17 protein-coding genes and 1 pseudogene are annotated in these 25546 nt (G+C 52.3%); 13 read left to right on the forward strand and 5 right to left on the reverse strand.

The window, feature by feature from the left end; all coding sequences use genetic code 11:
- Positions 1-164 precede the first annotated feature (164 nt).
- The 9 genes from NSMM_RS10180 to NSMM_RS10220 all read left to right on the forward strand — a co-directional run bounded on the left by NSMM_RS10180 (position 165) and on the right by NSMM_RS10220 (position 18834).
- Positions 165-3086, forward strand: coding sequence for an SNF2-related protein (locus NSMM_RS10180; RefSeq protein ID WP_090287139.1), 2922 nt, complete (start codon positions 165-167; stop codon positions 3084-3086).
- Positions 3086-4882 carry an AIPR family protein gene (locus NSMM_RS10185; RefSeq protein ID WP_090287222.1) on the forward strand — a complete coding sequence of 599 codons (1797 nt, stop codon included), beginning with the start codon at positions 3086-3088 and terminating at the stop codon, positions 4880-4882. Before NSMM_RS10180 ends, NSMM_RS10185 begins: the two co-directional genes overlap by 1 nt.
- 10 nt (positions 4883-4892) lie before the next feature.
- A complete protein-coding gene (locus tag NSMM_RS10190) occupies positions 4893-6569 on the forward strand; it encodes a site-specific DNA-methyltransferase (protein WP_090287141.1) in 1677 nt (558 codons plus the stop codon).
- Positions 6569-9325 (forward strand): DEAD/DEAH box helicase, encoded by a 2757-nt coding sequence (locus tag NSMM_RS10195; protein WP_090287142.1) that lies wholly within the window; start codon positions 6569-6571, stop codon positions 9323-9325. Before NSMM_RS10190 ends, NSMM_RS10195 begins: the two co-directional genes overlap by 1 nt.
- Before the next feature lie 267 nt (positions 9326-9592).
- Positions 9593-11371, forward strand: coding sequence for a single-stranded-DNA-specific exonuclease RecJ (recJ, locus tag NSMM_RS10200; protein ID WP_090287144.1), 1779 nt, complete (start codon positions 9593-9595; stop codon positions 11369-11371).
- Positions 11371-14835 carry a transcription-repair coupling factor gene (mfd, locus tag NSMM_RS10205; protein ID WP_090287146.1) on the forward strand — a complete coding sequence of 1155 codons (3465 nt, stop codon included), beginning with the start codon at positions 11371-11373 and terminating at the stop codon, positions 14833-14835. Before recJ ends, mfd begins: the two co-directional genes overlap by 1 nt.
- A 54-nt stretch (positions 14836-14889) precedes the next feature.
- The gene (locus tag NSMM_RS10210) at positions 14890-16179 is read left to right on the forward strand and encodes a cyclic di-GMP phosphodiesterase (protein ID WP_090287148.1); all 1290 of its coding nucleotides are present in this window, start codon (positions 14890-14892) and stop codon (positions 16177-16179) included.
- 26 nt (positions 16180-16205) lie between these two features.
- On the forward strand, positions 16206-17507 hold the full coding sequence (locus tag NSMM_RS10215; protein ID WP_090287150.1) for a putative bifunctional diguanylate cyclase/phosphodiesterase: 1302 nt from the start codon (positions 16206-16208) through the stop codon (positions 17505-17507).
- Positions 17446-18834 (forward strand): cryptochrome/photolyase family protein, encoded by a 1389-nt coding sequence (locus NSMM_RS10220; protein WP_245654766.1) that lies wholly within the window; start codon positions 17446-17448, stop codon positions 18832-18834. The genes NSMM_RS10215 and NSMM_RS10220 overlap by 62 nt, the downstream gene beginning before the upstream one ends.
- Here NSMM_RS10220 and NSMM_RS10225 read toward each other — a convergent pair.
- Positions 18807-19577, reverse strand: a complete 771-nt coding sequence (locus NSMM_RS10225) for an EI24 domain-containing protein (protein WP_090287154.1) — start codon at positions 19575-19577, stop codon at positions 18807-18809. The genes NSMM_RS10220 and NSMM_RS10225 overlap by 28 nt on opposite strands.
- 157 nt (positions 19578-19734) lie before the next feature.
- On the opposite strand from NSMM_RS10225, the gene NSMM_RS10230 reads away from it, so the two are divergent.
- The 3 genes and pseudogenes from NSMM_RS10230 to NSMM_RS10240 form a co-directional block, all read left to right on the forward strand.
- On the forward strand, positions 19735-20268 hold the full coding sequence (locus NSMM_RS10230; RefSeq protein WP_090287156.1) for a hypothetical protein: 534 nt from the start codon (positions 19735-19737) through the stop codon (positions 20266-20268).
- A 17-nt stretch (positions 20269-20285) separates the two neighbouring features.
- Complete coding sequence (locus NSMM_RS10235; protein ID WP_090287158.1) at positions 20286-20822, forward strand: glycine zipper family protein; 537 nt, start codon at positions 20286-20288, stop codon at positions 20820-20822.
- A gap of 121 nt (positions 20823-20943) precedes the next feature.
- Positions 20944-21219 (forward strand): annotated as a pseudogene (locus NSMM_RS10240) (DDE-type integrase/transposase/recombinase); the annotation flags it as partial.
- Here NSMM_RS10240 and NSMM_RS16515 read toward each other — a convergent pair.
- From NSMM_RS16515 to NSMM_RS10255, 4 genes are all read right to left on the reverse strand, one after another.
- On the reverse strand, positions 21140-21349 hold the full coding sequence (locus NSMM_RS16515) for a hypothetical protein (RefSeq protein WP_245654770.1): 210 nt from the start codon (positions 21347-21349) through the stop codon (positions 21140-21142). The pseudogene NSMM_RS10240 and the gene NSMM_RS16515 overlap by 80 nt on opposite strands.
- A 206-nt stretch (positions 21350-21555) precedes the next feature.
- The gene (ald, locus tag NSMM_RS10245) at positions 21556-22671 is read right to left on the reverse strand and encodes an alanine dehydrogenase (RefSeq protein ID WP_090287162.1); all 1116 of its coding nucleotides are present in this window, start codon (positions 22669-22671) and stop codon (positions 21556-21558) included.
- Positions 22672-22800: 129 nt separating this feature from the next.
- Positions 22801-23292 carry a peptidylprolyl isomerase gene (locus NSMM_RS10250; protein ID WP_090287164.1) on the reverse strand — a complete coding sequence of 164 codons (492 nt, stop codon included), beginning with the start codon at positions 23290-23292 and terminating at the stop codon, positions 22801-22803.
- Positions 23293-23326: 34 nt separating this feature from the next.
- Positions 23327-23965: a peptidylprolyl isomerase gene (locus tag NSMM_RS10255; RefSeq protein WP_090287166.1), complete on the reverse strand. Its 639-nt coding sequence runs from the start codon at positions 23963-23965 to the stop codon at positions 23327-23329.
- Positions 23966-24136: 171 nt separating this feature from the next.
- Here NSMM_RS10255 and cysS point away from each other — a divergent pair, with 171 nt between their 5' ends.
- A complete protein-coding gene (gene cysS / locus NSMM_RS10260) occupies positions 24137-25528 on the forward strand; it encodes a cysteine--tRNA ligase (RefSeq protein WP_090287168.1) in 1392 nt (463 codons plus the stop codon).
- Positions 25529-25546 lie beyond the last annotated feature (18 nt).

Here is a 25546-nt window from a genome sequence, read left to right on the forward strand (position 1 = left end):
CACAGCATTGTGACGAGACGGGGTAAACAGGCAATCCCCGAAGGAGATGCTCGCAAATGTGGATTTTTAGAGGTACCCATAACATGGTATGCCAATACTATTGCAAGTATGCACCAAGCTAATAACAGAATGAAATTCCTGAGAAAACCAAAGGAAAGTCGTCGTTGATAACACAGCCACTTCTGACACCACACCAAGGCCAGTACTTCGCCTGGCTGCTGACTCGACGTGCGGCCGGCGGCACGGTGGAATCGTTGGCGTCCACTCTGGTGGACTCACAGGTCGATCTCAACCCCCACCAGGTCGAGGCCGCATTGTTCGCCTGCACGAACCCACTTTCTCGCGGCGTGATCCTGGCCGACGAGGTTGGACTCGGAAAGACGATTGAAGCGGGTCTTGTCATCTCACAGCGCTGGGCCGAGCGCCGTCGCCGCCTGCTGATCATCGTCCCTGCTAACTTGCGCAAGCAATGGCACCAGGAACTGCAGGATAAATTCAATCTGCAGAGCCTGATTCTTGAAACCAAAAACTACAACACGATCCGTAAACAGGAAAGCCAGAACCCCTTTTTGATGCCCGGTTTGCCACAAACGGGGCCTATCATTTGCTCGTACCAGTTTGCAAAGGCCAAGGCTGCCGACATTAAGGACATCAACTGGGATCTGGTCGTGCTCGACGAGGCGCACCGGCTACGCAATGTTTACAAGACAAGCAACGTCATCGCCAAAACGATCAAGGAAGCCCTCGCGCATGTTCATTCAAAGGTGCTTCTGACAGCAACGCCGCTACAGAACTCCTTGCTCGAACTATATGGGTTAGCGAGCATGATTGACGACCGTGTGTTCGGTGATCTCGATAGCTTTCGTGCTCAATTCACCCAAACAAACAGAGAGCAGGCCTTTGCCGCACTGCGCTCTCGTATTGCGCCAATCTGCAAACGCACCTTGCGTCGGCAAGTGCAGCAGTACGTTCCCTACACGGCCCGCCGCGCCATCGTTGAAGAATTTACACCGTCGACCGAGGAGCGCGAACTGTCTGCCCTCGTCGCAGATTATCTGCGTCGCCCGAATCTAAAAGCGTTGCCGGATGGGCAGCGACAACTGATCTCGTTGGTGTTGTGGAAGTTGCTCGCCTCTTCAACCCACGCAATCGCTGGCGCATTGGAAACGATGGCCAAGCGACTGCAAGGGGTGCTCGATGACACCACGAATATTCCCGACCTCGCCGAAGCGTTGGACGAGGACTATGAGTCGCTCGATGCGATTGCAGAAGAGCGCGCCGACGAGTGGAATGATCAGGATTCCGGCAGCGCACCCCCGGCGAGGAATGAGCGCGATGCCGTAGCCCAGGAAATTGAGGAGCTTCGGCACTTCAAATCACTGGCGACCGACATCCGCGACAACGCTAAGGGCAAAGCACTTTTGACGGCCCTGGAGCGCGCATTTGCTGAACTGGATCGGTTGGGCGCACCCAAGAAGGCAATTATTTTCACGGAGTCCCGGCGCACGCAAGAGTACCTGTTGTCGCTGCTGGCTGACACGCACCACGGCGAGGGCATCGTCCTCTTCAACGGCACGAACAGTGATGCTCGAGCTCAGGCGGTCTACAAGGATTGGCTGGTGCGGCATAAGGGAACCGACAAAATCTCTGGCTCCAAGACGGCTGATACGCGTGCTGCCTTGGTCGAGCATTTTCAGGAGCGCGGCACCGTCATGATCGCGACCGAGGCGGGCGCGGAAGGCATCAACCTCCAGTTCTGCTCCTTGGTCATTAACTACGATCTGCCCTGGAATCCGCAGCGGATCGAACAACGTATTGGTCGCTGCCATCGGTACGGGCAGAAGTTCGATGTCGTGGTGGTCAATTTTGTCGACCGCAGCAATGAGGCCGATGCGCGTGTGTACGAATTGCTGGCGCAGAAATTCCAGCTCTTTGAAGGCGTTTTTGGTGCCAGCGATGAAGTGCTGGGCGCAATCGGCTCCGGCGTGGACTTCGAGCGACGCATCGCTGACATCTACCAAAACTGTCGCGACCCTGAAGCCATCAAGAGCAGTTTCGAGCAATTGCAGCTCGACCTGTCCGGTGAGATCAATGAAGCAATGGTCAAGACCCGCCAGCTTCTACTGGAGAATTTCGACGAAGAAGTGCAGGACAAACTTCGTATTCGTGCCGGCGACAGCAGCAAAGCACGGAACCGATACGAGCGGATGCTGATGGATTTGACCAGGGCAGAGCTTGGCCAGTATCAAAATTGCGCTGATTTCGATGCCGATGGATTCAGATTGCGGCAATCGCCCTGCGCAGGCCTTGAGGGGGTTGCGCCTGCTGCCATCCCTTTGGGGTGCTATGAACTGCCTCGTCGCAGCGGTGATTCTCACCTTTATCGAATCGGCCACCCGCTGGCCGAATGGGTTATTGCACAAGCCAAATCCCGCGACTTGCCAAATGCTCGGCTGGTTTTCGATTACGAAGCTCACGGCACGCAGGTCAGCACGCTCAAAGCTCATCGGGGACAAACCGGATGGCTGACGGTCAACCTGATTTCCGTTGATGCACTTGGCCAGCAGGAGCAGCATCTGATCGTCGCCGCCGCCACCGACCAAGGCTTGCTACTTTCCGAGGGTGATCCGGAAAAATTGCTGCGCTTGCCCGCACACCAAAAAGCGGCTGGCCTTCTTTCGACAATGGACGGCACGCTCGCAGCGGATCTGGACGGCCGGAAGGTGCAAGTCCTGCGCGAGATCAATCAACGCAATCTCGGCTACTTTGAGCAGGAAGTTGAAAAGCTCGACGCGTGGACCGACGATTTGAAGCTGGGGCTGGAGCAGTCAATTAAAGAGATTGATCGAGAAATCAAAGAAATTCGCAGAACAGCGGCCACGGCCCCAACGCTTGATGAAAAGCTGAACTGGCAAAAGCGCCAGCGTGAACTTGAGGGCAAACGCAGCAATCTACGCCGTGAACTCTTTAGTCGGCAGGATGAAATTGAGGCTCAGCGCAACGACCTCATCACCCAGCTTGAAGTCCAGCTGCAGCAGCAGGTTGAGGAACAAACGCTCTTCACCATCGAATGGGAGTTGGTGTGATGGCGGCGCTCGAACCTCAATACATGACCATTCTGAAGAAGGTGCTGGCGGATCGGTTCGTCCCGTTCCTGCCGCCACTGCTGGATGCCAAGAAGTCAGCCGCAGACCAATCTGCCAAGCAGCTTTCACGGGCGTTTAGCGCCTTCGCCTTGCATAAGTTGCTTGATCTGACTCCCCAAATTGCTGCTGCCGCCGTGGTGGATGATTTTCAGGACAAAGGCATTGACGCCATCTATTACGACGCCAAGTCTGAAACGCTCTATCTGGTGCAAACCAAGCTGAAAGAGTCGGAGCAATTCAAGCAGGAAGATGTGCTGCCATTTTGTGAAGGTGTGCGCCTCCTGCTCAAGCAGGACTTCGCGGCATTCAATGCCAATGTCCAGAACCGCAAAACCGATCTCGAGGCCGCGCTCGACTCGTGCAGTCACATCAAACTCGTGGTTCCTTATACGGGCGACGGCGTTTCCAAAACTGCTAGCGATGCCTTGCAAGCACTGCTCGATGACGAAGACCTCGACGAAGAGCGGCTGGCGAAGCAGGTGGAGTACTACACGGCGGCCGAAATCACCCGCGACCTGCTCGCCGAGCAAGCGTACCAGCCGGTGCATACCGATATCACGCTGCACAAATACGAGAAAATCGAAACACCGCGCACCACCTACTACGGTGTGGCACGTCTGACTGATCTGGTCGCGCTGCATCAGAACCACGGCAAGGCGCTGTACGAGCGCAACATCCGCTACTTTCTGGGCAGCAGCAAGTCCGACGTTAACAAGGCCATCAAGGCGACCTTGCACGACAAGCCCGAGGACTTTTTTTACCTCAACAACGGCGTCACGGCGGTCTGTGATCTGATCGATCCGAAGGCGAGTAAAAGCGGCGTCAAAAAGTTCAAGGTTCGTGGCCTGTCCATCATCAACGGAGCGCAAACGGTGGCGTCGGCCGCCGAGTTTGTACGCCAGCATCCGGGCAAGAGTATCGATGATGCGAAAGTCATGCTCACCTTGATCAAGGCTCCGGCTGATGGGCCGTTTGGCAAGCGAGTAACCAAGGCTCGCAACCATCAAAACCCCGTGCAAATGGCCAACTTCGCGTCGCTTGATGAGAACCAAGAGCGCCTGCGGCAAGAGGTTGCGCACCTTGGCTTCGACTATCACTACCGCCCCGAAGTTGTAGCAGCGACTGGTGCCAAGGCCATTACGCTCGACGAAGCACTGCGAGCGCTGGCGTTGCAGCAGAACGATCCGCGCTACGTAGTTTGGTTAAAGAGCGAACCTGCAAGACTTGCCAATCCAGACTCGTCCGAATATCAGGCACTGTTTCCTGCTGCGTTGACGGGCGCGATGCTGATCAATGCGGTCTTGTGTCATCGCGCCATTCGCCCCCTCGTATTGGGCTACGAGCAAACTGCTCCCGTGCGCAGTCAGGAGCGCTTGGTTTACCGCCACGGTGTCTATGTCATCACAGCGGCCATGATGAAGCGCTTGCGTAATCGACTTGGCGCGGCAAACGTCATTGACCCGGCCACGATTCCGGCGCTGATTAGCCAACCACTTGACCAGCTCCGACAAGAGATGTTTGACCTCGCGGGGCAACGTCTGCATTTCGAAGGGCCGCTGGCCTACTTCCGTAACCAAAGCCACGTCACAGCCTTCTTGGCCGACTTGCTAGAAAAACATTTCGCGCTGGCTGCTGATCCGGCGATAGTCCCTCTGCGCAATATTCACAGCGCGGCGGATGCTTACCCACGAAAGCGCCTGATTGATTTTTTAGCGAGCCGCGCGCCGCAATTATGAGAAACAGATTATGAGCAAACAAAAACTAGAACTCACGTGGATCGGCAAGGAGAAGCGCCCCAAGCTGGAGCCGCGCATCCTGGTCGAAGACCCGGATAAGTCCTATCACGCCAAGCATCGGGTGTCGGACAACGATATCTTTGATAACCGGTTGATCTTCGGCGACAACCTGCTGGCGCTGAAGGCACTGGAGCAGGAATTTACCGGTAAGGTGAAATGCGTTTTCATCGATCCACCCTACAACACCGGCAGTGCATTCACCCATTACGATGATGGACTGGAGCATTCGATCTGGCTTGGATTGATGCGTGACCGGCTGGAGATTATTCGACGCTTACTTTCCGAAGATGGCTCGCTATGGATCACGATTGATGACAATGAAGCGCATTATCTCAAGGTTCTATGCGATGAGATTTTTGGTAGAAGAAACTTTATTGCTTCTTCAATTTGGCAGCATAGCGTTCAGGGAAAAGGATATAGCGGTAAGTTTTCAGTTCATCACAACTACGTTTTGGCGTATAAAAAATCAGATAGTTTTCTTTTGAAAGACTTGCCACGCACTGAAGAACACAACGTCAATTATTCAAATCCAGATAATGACCCGAGAGGCTTATGGAGAGCAGGAGATGTTAGGAACTCTCTTGTGCGTCCGAATTTGATGTATGACATTGAAACTCCAGGCGGAAAGCTAATTAAGCATCCGCCTAAAGGATGGAGATTCAGTAAGGACACATTTGAGCGCGAGCTAGCGGAGGGGAAAATTAAATTCTCTGCTGACGAGTCGCGAATTATTCGAAAAATATATCTTGCTGATCAAGAAGGGCGGGTTCCAGAAACCTTGTGGCTTTCAACAGACGTTGGCACTACTCGCGAGGCGAGTGGCGAGGTAAGAGGGTTCGTTGATGTAGAGTATTTTGATACTCCCAAGCCAGAAAGGCTCATTCAAAGGGTATTAGCGCTATCGACTCAGCCCGGAGATTGGGTCATAGACTCTTTTGCTGGTTCTGGAACAACTGGCGCAGTCGCCCATAAAATGGGTCGCCGCTGGATCATGGTCGAGTTGGGAGAGCACTGCCACACCCACATCATTCCACGCCTGAAAAAAGTCATCGACGGTGAGGACAAAGGCGGCATAACCGAGGCTGTGAACTGGCAAGGCGGCGGCGGCTTCCGCTACTACAAGCTCGCCCCAAGCCTGATCATTAACGATCGCTGGGGCAACCCTGTCGTTAATCCCGATTACAACGCCGCGCACTTGGCTGAGGCTCTCTGCAAGATTGAGGGGTTTACCTATGCACCGTCTGAGGTCCAATGGTGGCAGCACGGAAACTCCAGCGAGCGTGATTTCATTTACGTTACAACACAGAACCTCTCTTCTGAACAATTGCAAACACTCTCCGACGAAGTTGGCACCGACCAGAGCTTGCTGGTGTGCTGCGCCGCGTTTCATAGTGTAACTGCAGCCAAAGCATCTGAGCGCTGGCCAAACCTGACGCTGAAGAAGATCCCCAAGATGGTGTTGGCCCGTTGCGAGTGGGGTCACGACGACTATAGCTTGAACGTCGCAAACCTGCCGATGGCTCAGATTGAGAAATCAGAACTCACTGCTGATGCCAGTACCAATAAACCTTCGAAGATCAAGAAGGCCGCACCCGGACAGGGCGGACTGCTTGGGGAGGACGAATAATGAACGCACGCGTCCTGAATGCAGTTGTCGGCCGATTGTCTCTTCGGCCTCCACAGGCGGAATCTCTCTCGAAATTGGTGCGTGCGCTTGAGGCCGCCCCAGATCTGCTCGGTCATGAGCAGGATGTGGCGGCGATTCTCTCCACCCTGAAGGCTGAGTTCCCAACACTGGAGGACTTCGAGCGGGAGTTTCCGTCGTTGTGCTTCGCGCTCGCCACCGGCGTCGGTAAGACCCGCCTGATGGGCGCGTTCATCGCGTACCTGCATCTGGCGCACGGCATCAATAACTTCTTCGTACTGGCCCCCAACCTGACAATCTACAACAAGCTGATCACCGACTTCACGCGCAGCGCGTCGAAATACGTGTTCAAGGGCATTGCCGAGTTTGCGCAGCAGTCCCCGCTGATCATCACCGGCGACAACTACGACCTGACTGGCGCGGCTGTTCAAGATCAGATGATGGGCTTCGCCCATGACGTGCGCATCAACATTTTTAACATCTCCAAAATCAACTCCGAGGTGCGGGGCGGCAAGGAACCACGCATTAAACGGATGAAAGAGGTGCTGGGAGACAGCTACTTCAATCATTTGGCAAACCTGTCAGATCTCGTGTTGTTGATGGACGAATCGCACCGTTATCGCGCCAGCGCTGGCGTGCGCTCCATCAATGAGCTGAAGCCGCTGTTCGGCCTCGAGGTGACGGCGACACCGTTTGTGGAATCCACGCGCGGCCCCGTGCCGTTCAAAAACGTGGTGATGGACTACCCGTTAGCGCGGGCAATGGAAGATGGTTTCGTCAAAGAGCCTGCCGTCGTTACCCAGCGCAACTTCGACGCCAAGGCGCACACGCCGGAGGAGATCGAAAAGATCAAACTGGAGGATGGTGTGCGCCTGCACGAGACCACCAAGGTCGAATTGTTGACCTATGCCCGCGAGAACGGCGTCAAGGTGGAGAAGCCTTTCATTCTTGTGATCGCACGCGATACCACTCACGCTGGGCAACTTTTGACGCTTCTGGAATCGGAAGCCTTCTTTGATGCGCGTTATCAGGGCAAGGTGATTCAGGTCGACTCCAGCCGCACGGGTGCGGAAGAGGAAAAGATGATCACGCGCCTGCTCGCAGTAGAAAGCGTGGACGAGCCAACCGAGATCGTGATTCACGTCAATATGCTCAAGGAAGGCTGGGACGTGACCAACCTCTACACCATCGTGCCGCTGCGTGCTGCCAATGCCCGCACGCTGATCGAGCAGTCCATCGGTCGTGGCCTGCGTCTACCTTACGGCAAGCGAACCGGTGTGGCGGCGGTGGATCGCCTGAACATCGTCGCACACGACAAGTTTCAGGAAATCATCGACGAGGCGAACCGTGGCGACTCGCCCATTCGTCTGAAGCAAGTCATCCTCGATGCGCCAAGCGCTGACGATAAAAAAGTCAGCGTGCAAGTTGGCTCGGGCGCATTGACGCGTCTGGGCCTGACCGATGCGCCCGTGGTGGCCGGTGCTCCGACCAACGCCGGTACGGCTCCGACGGCCCCGGCACCCGCCCCCGTCTTCACCACGGAAGCGGAGCGACAGGCAGCTCGCGTCGTGATGGAGGTGATTGGAAAGTACGAAGTCAGACGCGATCTGGTGCCCACCAGCAGCGCACTGCTCACCCCCAAGGTTCAATCAGCCATCCTGGCCGAAGTCACTGAGCGCTTGAAGCCGATGCAAGGCAACTTGCTGGCGGGCGTCGATGACGGGCAGCCGAAGCTTGATCTGTCAGCCGTGGTGGCAAAAACGACGGAGATTGTCGTTCAGCAGACCATCGACATTCCCCGCATCGCCGTGGTGCCGACCGGTGAAGTCACCACTGGCTTTCATCCGTTCAAGCTTGATGTGGCCCAGTTGCACCTGCAGCCGGGTGAGCGCGAGATCATCATTCACAACCTGCACACCAACGAGCAAGACACGCTGGCATCCGAGGTCGGTCTTAAAGAGCAACGGCCAGAAGACTACATCGTCCACGCACTGGTGGACTTTGATGACATCGACTACTTCACCCATGCCGATCTGCTGTACGACCTCGCGGGGCAAATGGTTCAGCATCTGCTGGGGTATCTGTCCGAGATTGAGGCGCGCAGCGTGCTGGATCGGGATCGTCGCCTGATCGCCCGCGAGATTCACGCGCAGATGATGGCGCACTTTTGGGAAGAAGCGACCGAGTACGAAGTGCAGGTCAGTCGAGGCTTTACCGAACTGAAGTCCTGCAACTACACGGCCACGGCAGGACAGACGGCGCACCATTTCCGTGAAACGTTGATCGAAACCGGGCGTATCAAGCAGATGCTATTCGGCGGTTTCTCGCGGTGCCTGTATCCGCTGCAGAAATTTGACTCTGACACCGAGCGCCGCTTTGCCATCATCCTGGAGCGCGATACCTTGAAGTGGTTCAAACCCGCCAAGGGACAGTTCCAAATCTATTACAAGCTGGGCACGGAGCAGCCGGAGTACATCCCTGACTTCGTGGCAGAAACGAACTCGATGATATTCATGGTGGAAACCAAGGCGAGAGTCGACATCAACACCCAAGAGGTTCAGGCCAAGGCTGCTGCCGCTGCACGCTGGTGCAAGCACGCTTCGGATCACGCAGCAACCGTCGGCACCAAGTCGTGGCGGTACTTGCTGGTGCCACACGACGAGATCAACGAGGCCAGACGACTCGCGGATTTCCTGCAGTTCGAAATTGAGCGTAGTGGCAGGAGTCTGGGCAGATAAAGGGCACCTCTAAAAATCTACATTTGCGAGCACCCCCTTCGGAGATTGCGTGTTTACCCCATCTCATCATAATACTGTGTTGCTTATAAAAAATATTCCCTATTTATCAATTATATGCTGCATAAATATTTTTTATTCGAGCCTAGCCTTGTTTAGAACTCTGAATTTTTAGAGGTGCTCTATAAGGAAATAAGCGTAGCGCACTCTGTTTTTGCATGCCGTGAATTACCCTGCCCTATTGCAGCCAGATGCTAAAATATTGGCACTATGGTCAGTATCGTTGTTCGTGAATTTCCTGTCCCGGCTTTTGCCGCATTGCATGCACATGGTTTGTCGCCTGTGCTAGCGCGGGTGCTGGCTGCCCGTGGGATTGGAGGACCGGCTGAACTTGATACCGCACTGGCGAGAGTAACGCCCTTTACTTGTTTAAAAAACAGTCAGCGTATCGCACAGTTGCTTGCGGATGCCATCGCCGCCCAAAAAAAGCTTCTCATTGTCGCCGATTACGATGCCGATGGCGCGACCGCCTGCGCCGTGGCATTGCGTGCGCTGCGCCAGTTTGGTGCGGTGGTCGATTATCTGGTACCCAATCGTTTTGAATATGGTTATGGGCTGACACCTGAAATCGTCGAGCTGGCAGCAAACTGTGCGAGCCGGCCGGACATCCTGATCACAGTCGATAACGGTATCGCCAGCGTAGAAGGAGTTGCCGCTGCCAAAGCGCTGGGCATGGACGTTTATATCACCGACCATCATCTGCCGGGAGCACATTTGCCTGAAGCGGCAGTAATCGTCAATCCCAATCAGCCAGGTTGCGATTTTCCCGACAAACAGCTTGCCGGAGTGGGTGTGATCTTTTACGTGATGCTTGCGTTACGTGCCGAATTACGCAACCGGGGACAGTTTGCCGCAGATGATAAAGAACCAAACCTTGCCAATTTGCTTGATCTGGTGGCACTGGGAACGGTAGCTGATGTCGTCAGACTCAACGGTGTCAACCAGATTCTGGTGCAGCAGGGTTTGCGGCGTATTCGCAAAGGGCAGTGTTGTCCTGGTATCCGCGCATTATGTCAGGTTGCCAAGCGCGATCTGTCACGTGTTACGACCTATGAGCTGGGTTTCATGCTTGCGCCTCGATTAAATGCTGCCGGCAGACTGGAAGACATGTCCCAGGGAATAGAATGCTTGATGGTGGCGGATGAATCCACCGCAATGCAACTTGCCGTGCAACTGGACGAACTGAACCAGCAGCGCCGTGAAATCGAGATCGGCATGCGCGCAGAAGCCTTGAGCAAGCTCGCTGATATTGACCTGCAACAACTGGCGGCAGCCCCACCGGGTGATGATCAACCGATGAACTATAGCCTGTGCCTGTATCATCCGGATTGGCATCAGGGCGTTATTGGCCTGATTGCCTCGCGTCTCAAAGATCAGCTTCACCGGCCCGTACTGGTTTTTGCACGGGGAAATACTGGTGATATCAAGGGTTCTGGTAGATCAATTCCTGGGTTCAATCTACGCGATGCGCTCGACTTGGTTGCCAAGCGCCATCCAGGACTGCTGACCAAATTTGGTGGCCATGCGATGGCTGCGGGACTGACATTGGCAGAACAGAATTTCGAATTATTTCGTGCCGGATTCGAGCAGGTTGCGCAGGACTGGTTGACTCCGGCCGATCTGGAGCGTGTCATTGAAACCGATGGTGAACTGAAACCTGAGGAAATGACGCTCGCGTTGGCACACGATCTGGCGCAGCATGCGTGGGGACAGGGATTTTCCGAACCCAGTTTCAATGGCTGCTTCCAGGTGGAAAGCCAACGTGTCGTCGGGGAAAAGCATTCAAAACTAAAACTAAGGAAACCAGGTGTCCGGCAGACACATGATGCCATGCTTTTTTTTCATGCAGATGCGCTGCCACCAATCATTCAGACAGTCTACCGTCTACAAGTCAATGAATATAACGGCGAGACCCGTCTACAGTTATTGTTGGCGCACTGGTACGAGGTTGCGTCAGAACTTACCGAATCCCTTTCTGTTCATAATTAATGCCTAACAATCTGACTGCGGAAACCGCTGTGATCTCTCGTGACTTGTCGCGTACCAGTTTTACCTTTCAGGGGTCGAGTGATGCCTATACGCTGGCCAGGTTGGCACGCACCAGCCAGGCTGATAAACCCTTCACTATAGTAACTACCAGTGCGTTGGACGCGCAAAGACTGCTGGAAGAAATTCCTTTCTTTGCGCCCGAACAGCGGGTGAATCTGCTGCCGGATTGGGAAACCCTGCCTTACGATAATTTTTCACCGCATCAGGATCTGATTTCCGAACGACTGGCGACGTTTTACCAGATAACTCACCATACCTGTGACGTGCTGATTGTGCCGGTAACAACCGCACTCTATACCATGCCACCAAGGGAATACCTTGCAGCGTATTCTTTCTTTATCAAAAAAGGTAGCGTGCTGGATTTGACCGCGTTTCGCAGTCAAATGACGCTGGCAGGCTATACTCATACCTCACAAGTCGTCTCGCCCGGAGAGTATTGCATTCGCGGCGGATTGATTGATTTGTTTCCAATGGGCAGCCCATTGCCGTATCGCATCGATCTGTTTGATGATGAAATCGAAACTATCCGCACCTTTGATGCCGATACTCAGCGCAGCGTATACCCGGTCAAGGAAATCCGTTTGCTGCCAGCGCGTGAATTCCCATTGGATGAGGCTGGGCGCAGCCGTTTTCGCGTCAATTACCGGGAGAAATTTGAGGGCGATCCTACCCGCAGCAAGCTCTATCAGGAGATCAGCAAAGGCAATACGCCCGCCGGAATTGAATATTATCTGCCACTATTCTTCGAGCAGACCGCCACCCTCTTCGATTATTTACCGTCTGGCAGTCCAGTTTGCCTACATGGAGACGTCAGGCAGGCCATCGAACAGTTCTGGCGCGATACGCGCTCGCGTTATGACCTGATGCGCCACGATATCGAACGACCATTGTTGCCTCCCACGGAACTGTTTCTAACAACTGACAGATTTTATGGTTTCCTGAAACAGCACCAAAAGATCGTCTTGCAAAACAGCTTTGCAGAAGCACAGGAAGAACCGTTAGCCAGCGCGTTGCCTGCCATTCAGGTAGAGCGACGCGCTGCCAACCCGATTGAGAAACTGACCGCTTTTATTACCACCTTTAGCGCCACGGGCGGACGGGTATTGCTGCTGGCAGAAAGCATGGGACGTCGTGAGCTAATGCTTGAGTATCTGCGCGGGCATGGTCTGGATCTGCCGTTATGCGAAGATTTCGCTTCATTTGTCAACGATACAGCACCCTGCATGCTTGGTATCGCCCCGCTGCACAACGGATTTATTCTGACAGCGGAAAAGCTGGCACTGCTGACGGAAAACGAGCTTTATTCCTCGCATGTACAGAACCGGCGCACCCGGGATGCGCGCAAGGCTATCTCAACTGATGCGATTCTGCGGGATTTATCGGAAATCAAACCTGGCGATCCGGTAGTGCATGAGCAGCACGGCATTGGACGCTATCTGGGACTGGTCAACATGGAACCCGGTGACGAAGAAAGCGAGTTTCTCGCACTGGAGTATCAGGGTGGTGATAAATTGTATGTACCGGTGACGCAACTGCACCTGATTGGCCGTTATAGCGGCGCTGCACCAGAAAATGCCCCTTTGCACAAACTCGGCAGCGGCCAGTGGGAAAAAGCTAAGCGTAAAGCCATGCGCCAGGCGCATGACACCGCAGCGGAGCTGCTTGATCTTTACGCGCATCGGGCGGCGCGGCAGGGTTTTGCATTCAGACTGAATCAGCATGATTACGAAGTGTTCGCCGACGGTTTCGGCTTCGAGGAAACACCTGATCAGGCTGCTGCGATTGACTCGGTTCTCCAGGACATGCAATCCGGCAAACCGATGGATCGCCTGATCTGCGGCGATGTAGGGTTTGGGAAAACCGAGGTAGCGCTGCGCGCAGCGTTTATGGCGGTGGCCAACGGCAAGCAGGTAGCAATACTGGTACCCACGACCCTGCTCGCCGAGCAGCATTTTCAGAACTTTTCGGATCGTTTCGGCCTGGTTGCCGAGCAATGGCCGGTCAGGATTGCTGAATTATCCCGTTTTCGTTCTGCTCGCGAGCAAGCGGAAGCGCTGCGCGAGATGGCAAACGGGACGGTTGATATCGTCATCGGCACGCACAAACTGATTCAGGACAAGGTGGTATTCAAGAATCTCGGTCTGGTCATCATCGATGAAGAACACCGCTTTGGTGTGCGCCACAAGGAGCAGTTGAAAAAATTGCGCGCCGAAGTGGATGTGCTGACGTTAACCGCGACACCGATTCCACGCACACTAGCGATGTCGCTGGAAGGCTTGCGCGATTTTTCAATTATTGCAACCGCGCCGCAAAGACGACTGGCGATTAAAACTTTTGTACATACCTTTTCCGAAGGCATCATCCGGGAAGCCTGCCTACGTGAACTGAAACGTGGCGGACAGATTTACTTCCTGTACAACGAGGTCAGCACCATCGAGCACATGTATACCCGCTTGAGCCGCCTGCTGCCCGAAGCACGTATCCATATTGCCCATGGCCAGATGCGCGAAAGCGAGCTCGAACATGTCATGCGCGATTTTTACCAGCAGCGCTTCAACCTGCTGCTGTGCACCACCATCATCGAAACCGGCATCGACATCCCCAGTGTCAACACCATCATTATTCACCGTGCGGACAAATTTGGCCTGGCGCAACTGCACCAACTGCGCGGCCGGGTAGGACGCTCGCATCATCAGGCGTATGCCTATCTGCTGACTCCAGACAAAGCCGCGCTGACTACACAGGCGATCAAGCGGCTGGAAGCGATCCAGGCGATGGAAGAATTAGGATCAGGATTTTATCTGGCGATGCATGACCTGGAAATTCGCGGCGCAGGTGCGGTGCTGGGTGAATCGCAAAGTGGCGAGATGCAGGAAATTGGATTCAGTTTATATAATTCCCTGCTGGACGCCGCAATCAAGTCATTGCAGGCCGGGCAATCTGCACAGGACGAGGTTCCGCTGGAAATTACTGCCGAAATCAAGTTGCATGTGCCCACCTTACTGCCAGCCGATTATTGCGGTGATATTCATGAGCGGTTGGTGCTCTATAAACGCATGGCAAGCTGCACGAATGACGAGCAGTTTGATGACATCCAGCGCGAACTGATTGATCGATTCGGCCTGCTGCCGAATCCTGTCAGGGCACTGCTAGATTGTCATCGCTTACGAATCAAGGCAAAGAAGCTGGGCATCATCCGCATCGATGCAAGTGCCGAGCAAATTCAACTACAGTTTATGCCGAACCCACCGGTAGAGGCAACCCAAATCCTGAAGCTCGTAAATAACAGTAAAATCTATGCTTTATCTGGCCCTGATCGCCTCAGAATTAATGTGAAAATTGCCGCAATCAACGAACGCATCGGTGAAATCAATAAAGTATTTGCTGTGTTGACAGAAAAATAATAAATATTCACCGTATTTTTTCCAAAGAAAATTGCAGGTACTTTAACGATCAATATGGCAGCCCTCGAGATATCCGTCGATGATTTGCAGCTCGGCATGTATGTCAGCCAGCTGGATCGCCCTTGGCTGGGCACACCCTATTTGCTTGAAGGGGTTATGATTCAGTCACAGGAGGATATCGATCAGCTTGCGCAGCTTTGCCAGACGGTTTTTGTGGATGAGACGACCATTCCTGCTTCTTTCAAACCGAAACGTATCATTCTCGTTAAAGCCAGCTCCCATACTCCAGAAGTATTAACGTCAAAAAAAACTGCTAGTGATCAGATAACACCTGGCGAGCTGGAAAAAATCGAGCGCACACCATTTCATGGCAATCAACGCTATACCGATATTCATCCAGTTGATCGCGAATTGCCGGTCGCCCGACAGGCACTGGAGGTCAGCATCTCCATGCTGGAGGAGATTCATGGGCATATCGAACACGGTGTCAAGCTGGATTATCGCCACGCCAAGGAAGTAGTCGAGTCACTGCGTGAAAGTGTAGTGCGAAATCCGGATGCGCTACTGCTACTGTCACGATTGAGAAAAACCCGGCATGAGCTGTATGAAAAATCGGTGCGTTCTTCGGTTTATCTGCTGGCACTGGGTCGTCACCTCGGCTTGCCACGCGAAGAACTCTCGGCACTGGGAATGGGCGGCTTATTGATGGATGTAGGACAAGCGCAGCTGCCAGTAGAAATTCAAAAAAAAACCGGCAAATTGAGTACTGCCGAGCACGAGATTTTCAAGCGTCATGTTGCGTACGGGGAAACTTCTGTGGCGACGACACTAGACATATCTGAAGCCGTGCTGGCAATTGTTGCTCAGCACCATGAACGCGAGAATGGTAGTGGCTATCCTCGGGGGTTATTCGCCAATCAGCTCCATCCCTATGCGAGAATGGCGGCAGTCATTGACAGCTACGAAAGCCTGATCGAACCGGCGCGTGATATGCCGGCCTTCAGGCCATTTGAGGCGCTAAGAGAATTACAGACGAATTCCAGGGGTGGACTCAACAGCACGCTAGTGGAGCAGTTCTGCCAGTTTATCGGTGTTTTTCCGATCGGCAGTCTAGTTGAACTCAACACCGGTGAGGTGGCCATCGTGCTGGCACATAATCGCACACAGCGTTTCCGTCCAAAAATCATGGTGATTCTCGATGCCAAGAAAAAGCCCCATGAGTCACCTCGCCAGCTGGATCTGCGGCTTTCCGAAACCAGCGTTACCGGAATCGAGTATGAAATTAAACGGGACCTGGCGTTGGGTGCTTTCGGAATTGATGTCTCCCGTTATTATTTAGGTTAGACAGGCATCGAACTACCTTTTCCCTTATGCCCATACTCTCGTACCTGGATTTTCTACAAGCAGCCAATCACATCCTGCTCGAACCGCAGCGCGTGCCTGGGCATAGCGCCATGTTACTGGTCGAATTCGAACGCCTACCCGAATTGGATGGTGTATTGGGCTATCGCGTAGTCGATGATCTTGTCAGTCAGGCAGCCCGTACAATTCGCCAGGCACTCAATCCCGCAGATATCATTGGTGCAATCGGGCGGCATCAGATTGCCTGCTTGCTGGCAAATCTCTTGACGGATGAGCATGCACGGCTCGCGGCTTACAAAATTCAGAGAACGCTCGCGCAGCCTGTCTCCATGAATGGGCACCGAATCAATCTGTTCTGCCGTATCGGGATTGCAGTCAGGAATCCATGCAACCATTGCACCGATCAACTGATGCGCACCGCTAACCTTGCTCTGCATGGTGCCCGTGCCGAGCATGAATCTATTAAATTACTGATAGAACAAAGTAAAGATTCTCAGCCTGTAGGCATTGATCTATTGTCTGATCTGGAAGAAGCGATAGAGACTGGCGAAATTTTTATGGTATATCAGCCAAAATTTGATATTGCCAGCGGCAGAATTACCTCCACGGAATCGTTGCTGCGCTGGACGCATCCGCAACAGGGCGCGATACGGCCGGACAAACTGATCCAGCTGGTGGAAAGCACTCCCTTGATGACCAAGCTGACACTATGGATCATGAATACCGCACTGCGACAGTGTGCTGAATATCGTCGTGCCGGGCTGGACGCCGGGGTATCGATCAATTTTTCAGCCGAGGATCTGCGTGATCCAGAGTTAACTGAGCTAGTCATGCAAAGTCTTGCACTGTGGCAAATTCCCGCCGAAGTCGTCACCATTGAGCTGACTGAGACAGCGGTCATGGAAAATGATGCTCATGCGCTGCAGGTGCTGGAACGGTTCAAAGAGATCGGACTTAAATTGTCGATGGATGATTTCGGCACTGGTTATTCCTCAATGGCACGGCTGCTGCAGGTTCCGCTTGATGAAATCAAGATCGATATGCTGTTCGTCAAGAACATGCTGAATTCACGCATGCATGAACGTATCGTCGATACCATGATTAATCTTGGGCATCAGCTTGGCTTGCGCGTGGTTGCGGAAGGAGTCGAGGATGAAGCAACCTTTGCTCGCCTGCAGGAATTGGGCTGCGATACCGTACAGAGTTACCTGATCGGGCGCGGCATGTTGTTACCGGAGCTGATTCAGCTTGCCCGCAACCAGACTGCACTCCCAACTACTATCGAGAAACGAGTATCCTCAAGTGGTTGAGCAACCACCCCCTCTTTCTATTTTCTGGTTCAGAAGAGATTTACGTTTGCAGGACAATACCGCCTTGACCAAGGCGCTCGCGGCAGGCAAACCGGTATTACCTGTTTTCATTTTTGATTCCCATATTTTGACCGGCTTGCCGCGAAATGATGCGCGGGTCACATTTATTTTCGACACCCTACAAACCCTGAATGCACAACTGGCAGAAAAATTTGCTAGTGGCGTTGCCTTTTTTTATGGCAAACCACTGGCGATTTTCGAGCAACTGTTACATACATACCGTATCGATGCCGTCTACGCTAACCGGGATTATGAACCTTACGCGCGGGAGCGCGATGCCACGGTGCATCAGCTGTTACAAGCCCATGGTATAAGGTTTTTCACCTATAAAGATCATGTTCTGTTTGAGACAGATGAAATTGTCAAGCCGGATAATCAGCCGTATGTGGTCTATACACCTTACCAGAAGCGTTGGAAAACCCGCTGGCAGGAAATGGCCAGTCATTCGGAGCAAATAGAACCAAATTGGGAAAATCTGGCGAAAGATTGGTCGTTGCCTAGTCAATCACTCCCTCAGTTGACAATGGCACAGATCGGCTTTGAGCGTTCCACGCTCACTGTTGCAGATTATCGTATCGATGCGCAGTTTTTACAGACTTATGGCGAAAACCGTGATTTTCCGGCACGGACACATGCCTCCCGTCTGGGGCCGTATCTGCGTTTTGGCACAGTCAGCATCCGCCAAATCATGCGGCAAAGTATCCAGGCAGAAGCAGAAATATTTATCAATGAGTTGATTTGGAGAGAATTTTTTAGTCAGATTCTGTGGCATTTTCCGCATACGGTTAGCCGAAGTTTTAAACTACGTTACGACCAAATCAAATGGCGCAACAATGAGAACGAATTTACACGCTGGTGTGCCGGTATGACTGGCTATCCGCTGGTGGATGCCGGTATGCGGCAGCTCAATGCCACTGGCCACCTACATAATCGTGTACGTATGGTGGCTGGAAGTTTTTTATGCAAACATCTCCTGATCGATTGGCGCTGGGGGGAAGCCTATTTTGCACAGAAACTACTCGATTTCGAACTGGCAAGCAATGTCGGTAACTGGCAGTGGGTCGCAGGGTGCGGCGTGGATGCGGCGCCCTATTTCCGAATATTCAATCCCAGCACTCAAATCGAAAGATTCGACCCTGACTGGCGCTACATTGAGCAGTGGGTTGAAGAGGTTCATCAGTTAGCCTATCCACAGCCCATCGTCGAGCACAACTTTGCACGCCAACGCTGCCTGGAAGTTTATAAAAGAGCGCTGGGCGCATCCTGATCCGTATCCGGTTTTCCATGGACGACTTGAGCGGCTTGTCTGCGCTTTGAGAGCCTGTCCAACTCAAAGTGAATAAAGGCCAGTGCGGTAAGGGTAGGCGAGAAAAAATTCAGGATTGGAACAAATTGTACCAGCCCGGTTAGCAATCCCAATCCCCAGCGTGCCGGGCGATCCGCTGCCAACAGTTCGTCAAGCTCCTTCTCATCTGCATGCTCGGCCAGCGCATCGTAGCAAAACAACCGTTGATTCATATAGGCGGCTGCCAGCAAAGGTACTAACAGGCCGATACCAATAAACCATAGCGGCAGAGTAACGACCCAAATCAGGATAAATATCACAAAAGTTGACACGACCGTGCGTAAACTGCCAATAACCGTACCGCCGTGTGCGCGTACGATATCCGGGTGATAGCGTTTGGCGACGAAATTGACTAGCCCTGGCATCGCGAACAAGGCGGTCAGGATCATACTAGTGACGATAACCAAAATGGTAAAAATCAATACATTGATGACAGATTCAACGCCATCAGCAATTGCCTGTAGACGAGATGCCTCCAGCCAGTTTCGCAATTCAGCAACCGGCAGATTCGCCATGATCCAGCCAGATGCAGGTGTCCAGAAATAAGTGCCAACCATCCACCAGAAAATACCAGCTACTAATAATGGCCAGATCCATAACCAGAATATACGTAGGTGCAAAAGATTGACGGTTGCGCGCGCAAGCGCATTAACAATGCCGGACATCGAATTTTTCCTTGAATAAATATATAGGTTAACTGTAAATTAGAGCTTGTATTTTAAAAAGCGTCTCAAACTTTTATCAGCTAATATAGCTTAAAACTCTGTTCTAAAATGATACAGAATCAAGTACGCGCCCTTCCATTATTAAGAGGCATGTCAAATGAAAAGCATAACCTGGTTGTATCTTTCCCTGATTCTGGCTGGCACCATCTATCATGATATTTTATGGGCAAGTCGCGGGCATCATCATGTCGGCAGTCACCGGACTCATTTTGGTGGAGGCTATGGCATCGGCAGCCATTACTCAGGTAGTCGGCATGCCCACTCAGGGAGACGTACCAGTTTTTATGGTGGAATTTCCTTTGGTAGCGGATATGCAGGTTTCGGTCGGGGCTACCCAGCTTATGGCTCCTATTACCGCCGCCCCTATTATCGCGGTAGCTATTTCAACAGTGGTTTTTATGGGCCCGTCTGGCCGGCACCTTTCTACCCCTACGCTTATCCACAAGTAATAACCGTGCCGGCAACACCACCGGTTTATATCCAGCAGCCGCCCGTTATTCTACCGTCTCCACCTGCGGTTGTTACCCGGTCAAATTACTGGCATTATTGTGAACAACCTGCTGGTTATTATCCCCAAGTCAAGAACTGTCCGGGCGGCTGGATCAAGATTCCACCCCACTACGACGAATAACATAGGAGTACAGTCTGATGAAAAATGCTTCCCGGTTGTCTATTTTATCGCTAACAATAGCGTTGGCCAGTTGTGTGCATACTCCGTCCGGACCAAGCGTCATGGTTTTACCGGGTAACGGTAAAAATTTCGATCAGTTTCGCACTGATGATTTTATGTGCCGACAATTTGCCAGCCAACAGACTGATTACAATACGCCCAGAAAAGCGGCCATATCAAGTGGCACCGAAACTGCGGCAATAGGTGCTGCTCTCGGCGCCATTGCCGGTGCTGCGCTGGGTGGCGGCCGAGGTGCCGCGATCGGCGCAGGGACGGGTCTACTGGGTGGTGGGCTGGCAGGTAGCGGAAGCGCACAGACTTCCAGCTCGATCAGCCAGGAACGTTATGATATTTCCTATATTCAGTGCATGTATGCCAATGGGCATCAGGTACCAGTTTCGGCACGATTCCAAGGGCTGGGCGGTACCGGCTATCAGATGCCTGCTCAACAACCTTCCAATAGATACATTCCGCCTCCACCAAAGGGCAACCCACCGCCACCCCCGCCTTATTAATTAATAAGCCAGGCAGGGTAGCCGTTGATCGGAGTTGCAATCAATTGGTACTGCACATCACCATGTATATCGGGGTCAATCACAAATAGATAGTTTTTAACCAGTCATAAAGGACATACCTTCTAAACATCATTTACCAGTTGCACTCAATACTCCGAACCGGGAATTTTCTGTTAGATCGCCTGGTAAAGTATCGGTCGGTGGCATCACCTATATTCCTACGGATGAGGGCTGGTTATACTTGGCTGGAATAAAAGATCTATTTAATGGCGAACTGGTGGGCTATGCCATGAATGAGAGAATGACAGGAAGCCTGGTTATACAGGCATTATTTCGTGCAACTGCAAGTAAACATCCGGATAAGAGGCTAATTTTTCACTCAGATCGAGGTGGCCAATCTCAATCATGGCATCGATGGCTTCAAGCGCTACGTTGCTCCGGCGATTGTCGCCCGCAACATCCACCTCATCGGCGATATTCTGTGGCAGCAAGATGTGGAACGTGAACGCAAGGCCAACACGCAACATTCGAAGTACCGACAAATGGCCTGAAAGACCACTTCATTCTTGCCGGAAAAATACGACCAGAGGCTTTTTTACGCCAACCGCTGCACAACATTTCACTCGCGCTGCTTAAAAAAACAGGCAGTCCTTTCGTGAAAAAGGAGGTTTTCTAGTAGGCACTAAATATTGAACCACAATAGCGAGCTTTTTTTCTGCTGGATTTGAGAATATCAGCGTTGCAGCGCCTGTAGTGGCGGAACATGATCGTAACCATGCGCGAGCGCCACTTCCTCGTAAGTAACCAGCCCCCTATGCACATTCAGTCCGCGTCGGAGATGCTCATCTTTGCGCAATGCTTCGAGGTTGTCATCCGCCAGCCGCAGCACAAATGGTAGAGTTGCCTGATTGAGGGCAAAAGCCGACGTTCTGGCGACAGCACCAGGCATGTTGGTCACGCAGTAATGCACGATGTTTTCTTCGATGAAAGTCGGATGATCGTGTGTCGTAGGGTGTGAGGTCTCGAAACACCCACCTTGATCGATGGCAACATCGACTACGACTGAACCAGGTTGCATCTGCCGCAGGTGTTCGCGAGTCACGAGCTTAGGTGCCGCTGCACCAGGAATGAGTACACTCCCGATGGCCAGATCAGCATCGACCAGTTGCCGACGAATGCTGTCGGGGCTGGAATATACGGTTTCAATCTGACTACCGAACAGTTCATCCAGATGCCCAAGCGCTTCCAGATTCCGATCCAGCACGATTACACGCGCGCCAAACCCAACAGCAACACGTGCCGCGTTGTAGCCGACGACACCGCCACCGATGATAACGATTTTCCCAGGTGCGACTCCGGGAACACCTCCTAACAGGACGCCGCTCCCACCAGTAGATTTTTCCAGGCAATGCGCACCAATCTGAATCGACAGGCGGCCGGCAACCTCGGACATTGGTGCAAGCAGCGGTAATCTGCCGCGTAAATCGGTAACGGTTTCATAGGCAATGCAGCTCGCACCGGATGCCACCAGATCGCGGGTCTGTTCCGGGTCGGGCGCAAGATGCAAATAGGCAAACAGAATCTGCCCACGCTGCAGCATCTTGCATTCATTAGCCTGCGGTTCCTTGACTTTGACGATCATGTTCGCATCGGCATAGATTGCTTCTGCGTCATTCACAATGCGAGCGCCCGCCTGCTGATAGTCCTGATCATGCAGATTGATACTGGTACCTGCATCGTGTTCGACCCACACCTCATGCCCGCGTTTGACCAGTTCCACAACAGCAGCAGGGACCAATCCTATCCGATATTCATGATTCTTGATTTCCTTCGGCACGCCAATGCGCATTCCTGACTCCGCTATTACAGGCCATTATCCAAACCAAAAACAATTGTGCTGTGAACGGCATGCCGGATATTGGTCACAGCATGTAAATCTGAAGTTCAGCCACATCAATAGTTACGAAAGACCACACCTTCAAATTACCTCGGCCTTTTCAATGATGACATCTTCCATCGGTACGTCCTGATGACCAGCTCTGTTTCCTGTTTTTACTTTCCTGATCGCGTCGACCACTTCCTGTCCATCAGTGACCTTACCGAACACGCAATAACCATAACCCTGTGCAGAGGGATTAGTATGGTCCAGAAAGTGATTGTTGGCCACATTGATGAAAAATTGTGCTGTAGCCGAGTGAGGGTCGCTGGTACGTGCCATCGCGATGGCATAGGTCTCGTTGTGCAAGCCGTTGGCAGCTTCATTCTGAACGGGTGCCAGGGTATCTTTTTCTTTCATCCCGGGCGCAAAACCTCCGCCTTGGATCATGAAACCATCGATGACCCGATGAAACAGCGTATTCTCATAATGACCATTTTCAACGTAATTCAAAAAATTTTTGACCGTGACCGGTGCTTTTTCATGATTGAGCTCTAGCGTAATGACACCATGATTTGTATGTAATTTGATCATTCTTTATCCTGAAATATATGAGTTTAGGGCATTTTTAATCGGAGCCGGTATCTGTGGCGAGCAATCTGACTCTTTCAATAACGACAGCGCTACGTGGTGCGTCACTGACAAAAGGACCTTGTGCGCCGGTAGAGGTCAGCGCAATTTTATTGACTACGCTCATCCCGGATATCACCTTGCCAAAGACGGTATACCCGTAACCGTGCTGCGTTGGTGCGGTGTAATCGAGAAAACCGTTATCCGCAACATTGATGAAAAACTGTGATGTTGCGGAATGCGGCTCGCTGGTACGCGCCATCGCAATAGTGCCCAGCTTGTTTTTCAGACCGTTCGCAGCCTCATTCTCGACAGGCTGCTGCGTGGGTTTCTGGACGAAATTCTGATCGAATCCGCCCCCCTGTATCATGAAGCCGGCGATCACCCGATGAAAAATAGTACCGTTGTAGAAACCATCTTTTACATAGGTCAGGAAGTTTTCAACTGTTTTGGGTGCCTTCTCCGGGTAGAGTTCCAGCTGAATGGATCCATGGTTCGTTTGAATTTCTACTTTGGGATTGGCTGCGAGAGTATGGCTGCCAACTATCAGCAGCAACCATAGTGTCAAATGAAAACCGATTTTTTTACCGATGATTGCAGGCGAAACAACCTGCCATCTGGGGAGCAAATTATTCATTATGTTATACTCAAAAAGTTTTTTCTGAATGCCACAAGTGATCTAAAACACGTGATGGTAAGCGATTAGCGAGCTTTTGTGTTTTTTGCGCAAGCTTCTGCACAATCATCGACAAGCGCCGCCAGAAATTTTACCAACAATCTAATCATACCGATAAATTCATCAATTTACATGTCAGCCTCGAAACCAAAGATTTATAACACGCTTGCCAGAACCAAGCAGGAATTTGTACCTATGACTCCAGGGGAAGTCAAACTGTATGTTTGCGGCATGACGGTCTATGATTACTGCCATCTCGGCCATGCACGGGTGTTGGTAGTGTTTGACAGCGTGGTACGCTGGTTGCAAACATTGGGATTTAAAGTGATTTACGTACGCAACATCACGGATATCGATGACAAGATCATTCAGCGCGCGTTGATTAATGGGGAATCAATCAAAACCCTGACCGATCGCTATATTCAGGCCATGCAGGAGGATGCCGCAGCGCTGGGTGTGATGCCGCCCTCTCATGAGCCGCGCGCTACCGAATGCATCGATACGATGATCGCGATGATTAGTGCGTTGCTGGCAAAGAATCTTGCTTACACAGCGGATAATAATGACGTGTATTACGCGGTACATAATTTCCCGCATTACGGCAAGCTATCGGGTAAATCACTGGAAGATTTGCGCGCGGGTGAGCGGGTTGAAATCGATGGCAACAAACGTGACCCGCTCGATTTTGTTTTGTGGAAAGCGGCCAAACCGGATGAACCCTATTGGGACTCGCCATGGGGGAAAGGTCGTCCAGGCTGGCATATCGAATGTTCAGCGATGAGCGAACATTATCTGGGTGCGCAATTCGACATTCATGGCGGTGGTCAAGATTTGCAGTTTCCCCATCATGAGAACGAAATTGCCCAAAGTGAAGGGATGCACGGTCATCAGCATGTCAATTACTGGATGCACAATGGCTTTGTGCGGGTAGATAACGAGAAAATGTCCAAATCGCTCGGTAATTTCTTCACGGTGCGTGAGGTATTGACGCGCTACCAACCAGAAGTTGTCCGTTTCTTCATTCTGCGTGCGCATTACCGCAGTCCACTTAATTACTCGGACGCACATCTGGATGATGCCAAAAATGCGCTGGAAAGGCTCTATACAGTGCTCAGAAATCACGACGGCACCACGATAGCAATAGACTGGGAGCAAGATCCGTACGCATTACGCTTCATGACGGCAATGAACGATGATTTCAATACACCGGAAGCGATTGCCGTACTGTTCGACCTGGCTAGTGAAGCAAATCGGACAGGTGATACCCGCTATGCCGCGTTACTCAAATCTTTGGCTGGAGTGCTCGGCTTGATGCAGCAGTCTCCCCAAAGTTTTTTTCAGTATCTGACGGATTCACAAACAAACGAACTGACGGAAGTGCTCATTGAACAGTTGATTCAGCAACGCCTGCAAGCCCGTCAAGAAAAAGATTTCGCCAAAGCAGACTCCCTGCGCCAGCAGTTAAGTGAAAATGGCATCATACTCGAAGATGGCTCCCAAGGTACGGTTTGGCGAAGAGCCTGATCTGGAACCATCAATAAC

It is taken from the genome of Nitrosomonas mobilis, assembly GCF_900103035.1.
GTDB classification, from domain to species: Bacteria; Pseudomonadota; Gammaproteobacteria; order Burkholderiales; family Nitrosomonadaceae; genus Nitrosomonas; species Nitrosomonas mobilis.

Coding starts and splice junctions, on each gene's coding strand:
- NSMM_RS10185 (WP_090287222.1), top strand. CDS start 3,086: ATGGCGGCGCTCGAACCTCAATACATGACCATTCTGAAGAAGGTGCTG.
- NSMM_RS10190 (WP_090287141.1), top strand. CDS start 4,893: ATGAGCAAACAAAAACTAGAACTCACGTGGATCGGCAAGGAGAAGCGC.
- NSMM_RS10195 (WP_090287142.1), top strand. CDS start 6,569: ATGAACGCACGCGTCCTGAATGCAGTTGTCGGCCGATTGTCTCTTCGG.
- recJ (WP_090287144.1), top strand. CDS start 9,593: ATGGTCAGTATCGTTGTTCGTGAATTTCCTGTCCCGGCTTTTGCCGCA.
- mfd (WP_090287146.1), top strand. CDS start 11,371: ATGCCTAACAATCTGACTGCGGAAACCGCTGTGATCTCTCGTGACTTG.
- NSMM_RS10210 (WP_090287148.1), top strand. CDS start 14,890: ATGGCAGCCCTCGAGATATCCGTCGATGATTTGCAGCTCGGCATGTAT.
- NSMM_RS10215 (WP_090287150.1), top strand. CDS start 16,206: ATGCCCATACTCTCGTACCTGGATTTTCTACAAGCAGCCAATCACATC.
- NSMM_RS10225 (WP_090287154.1), bottom strand. CDS start 19,577: ATGTCCGGCATTGTTAATGCGCTTGCGCGCGCAACCGTCAATCTTTTG.
- NSMM_RS10230 (WP_090287156.1), top strand. CDS start 19,735: ATGAAAAGCATAACCTGGTTGTATCTTTCCCTGATTCTGGCTGGCACC.
- NSMM_RS10235 (WP_090287158.1), top strand. CDS start 20,286: ATGAAAAATGCTTCCCGGTTGTCTATTTTATCGCTAACAATAGCGTTG.
- NSMM_RS16515 (WP_245654770.1), bottom strand. CDS start 21,349: ATGTTGCGTGTTGGCCTTGCGTTCACGTTCCACATCTTGCTGCCACAG.
- ald (WP_090287162.1), bottom strand. CDS start 22,671: ATGCGCATTGGCGTGCCGAAGGAAATCAAGAATCATGAATATCGGATA.
- NSMM_RS10250 (WP_090287164.1), bottom strand. CDS start 23,292: ATGATCAAATTACATACAAATCATGGTGTCATTACGCTAGAGCTCAAT.
- NSMM_RS10255 (WP_090287166.1), bottom strand. CDS start 23,965: ATGAATAATTTGCTCCCCAGATGGCAGGTTGTTTCGCCTGCAATCATC.
- cysS (WP_090287168.1), top strand. CDS start 24,137: ATGTCAGCCTCGAAACCAAAGATTTATAACACGCTTGCCAGAACCAAG.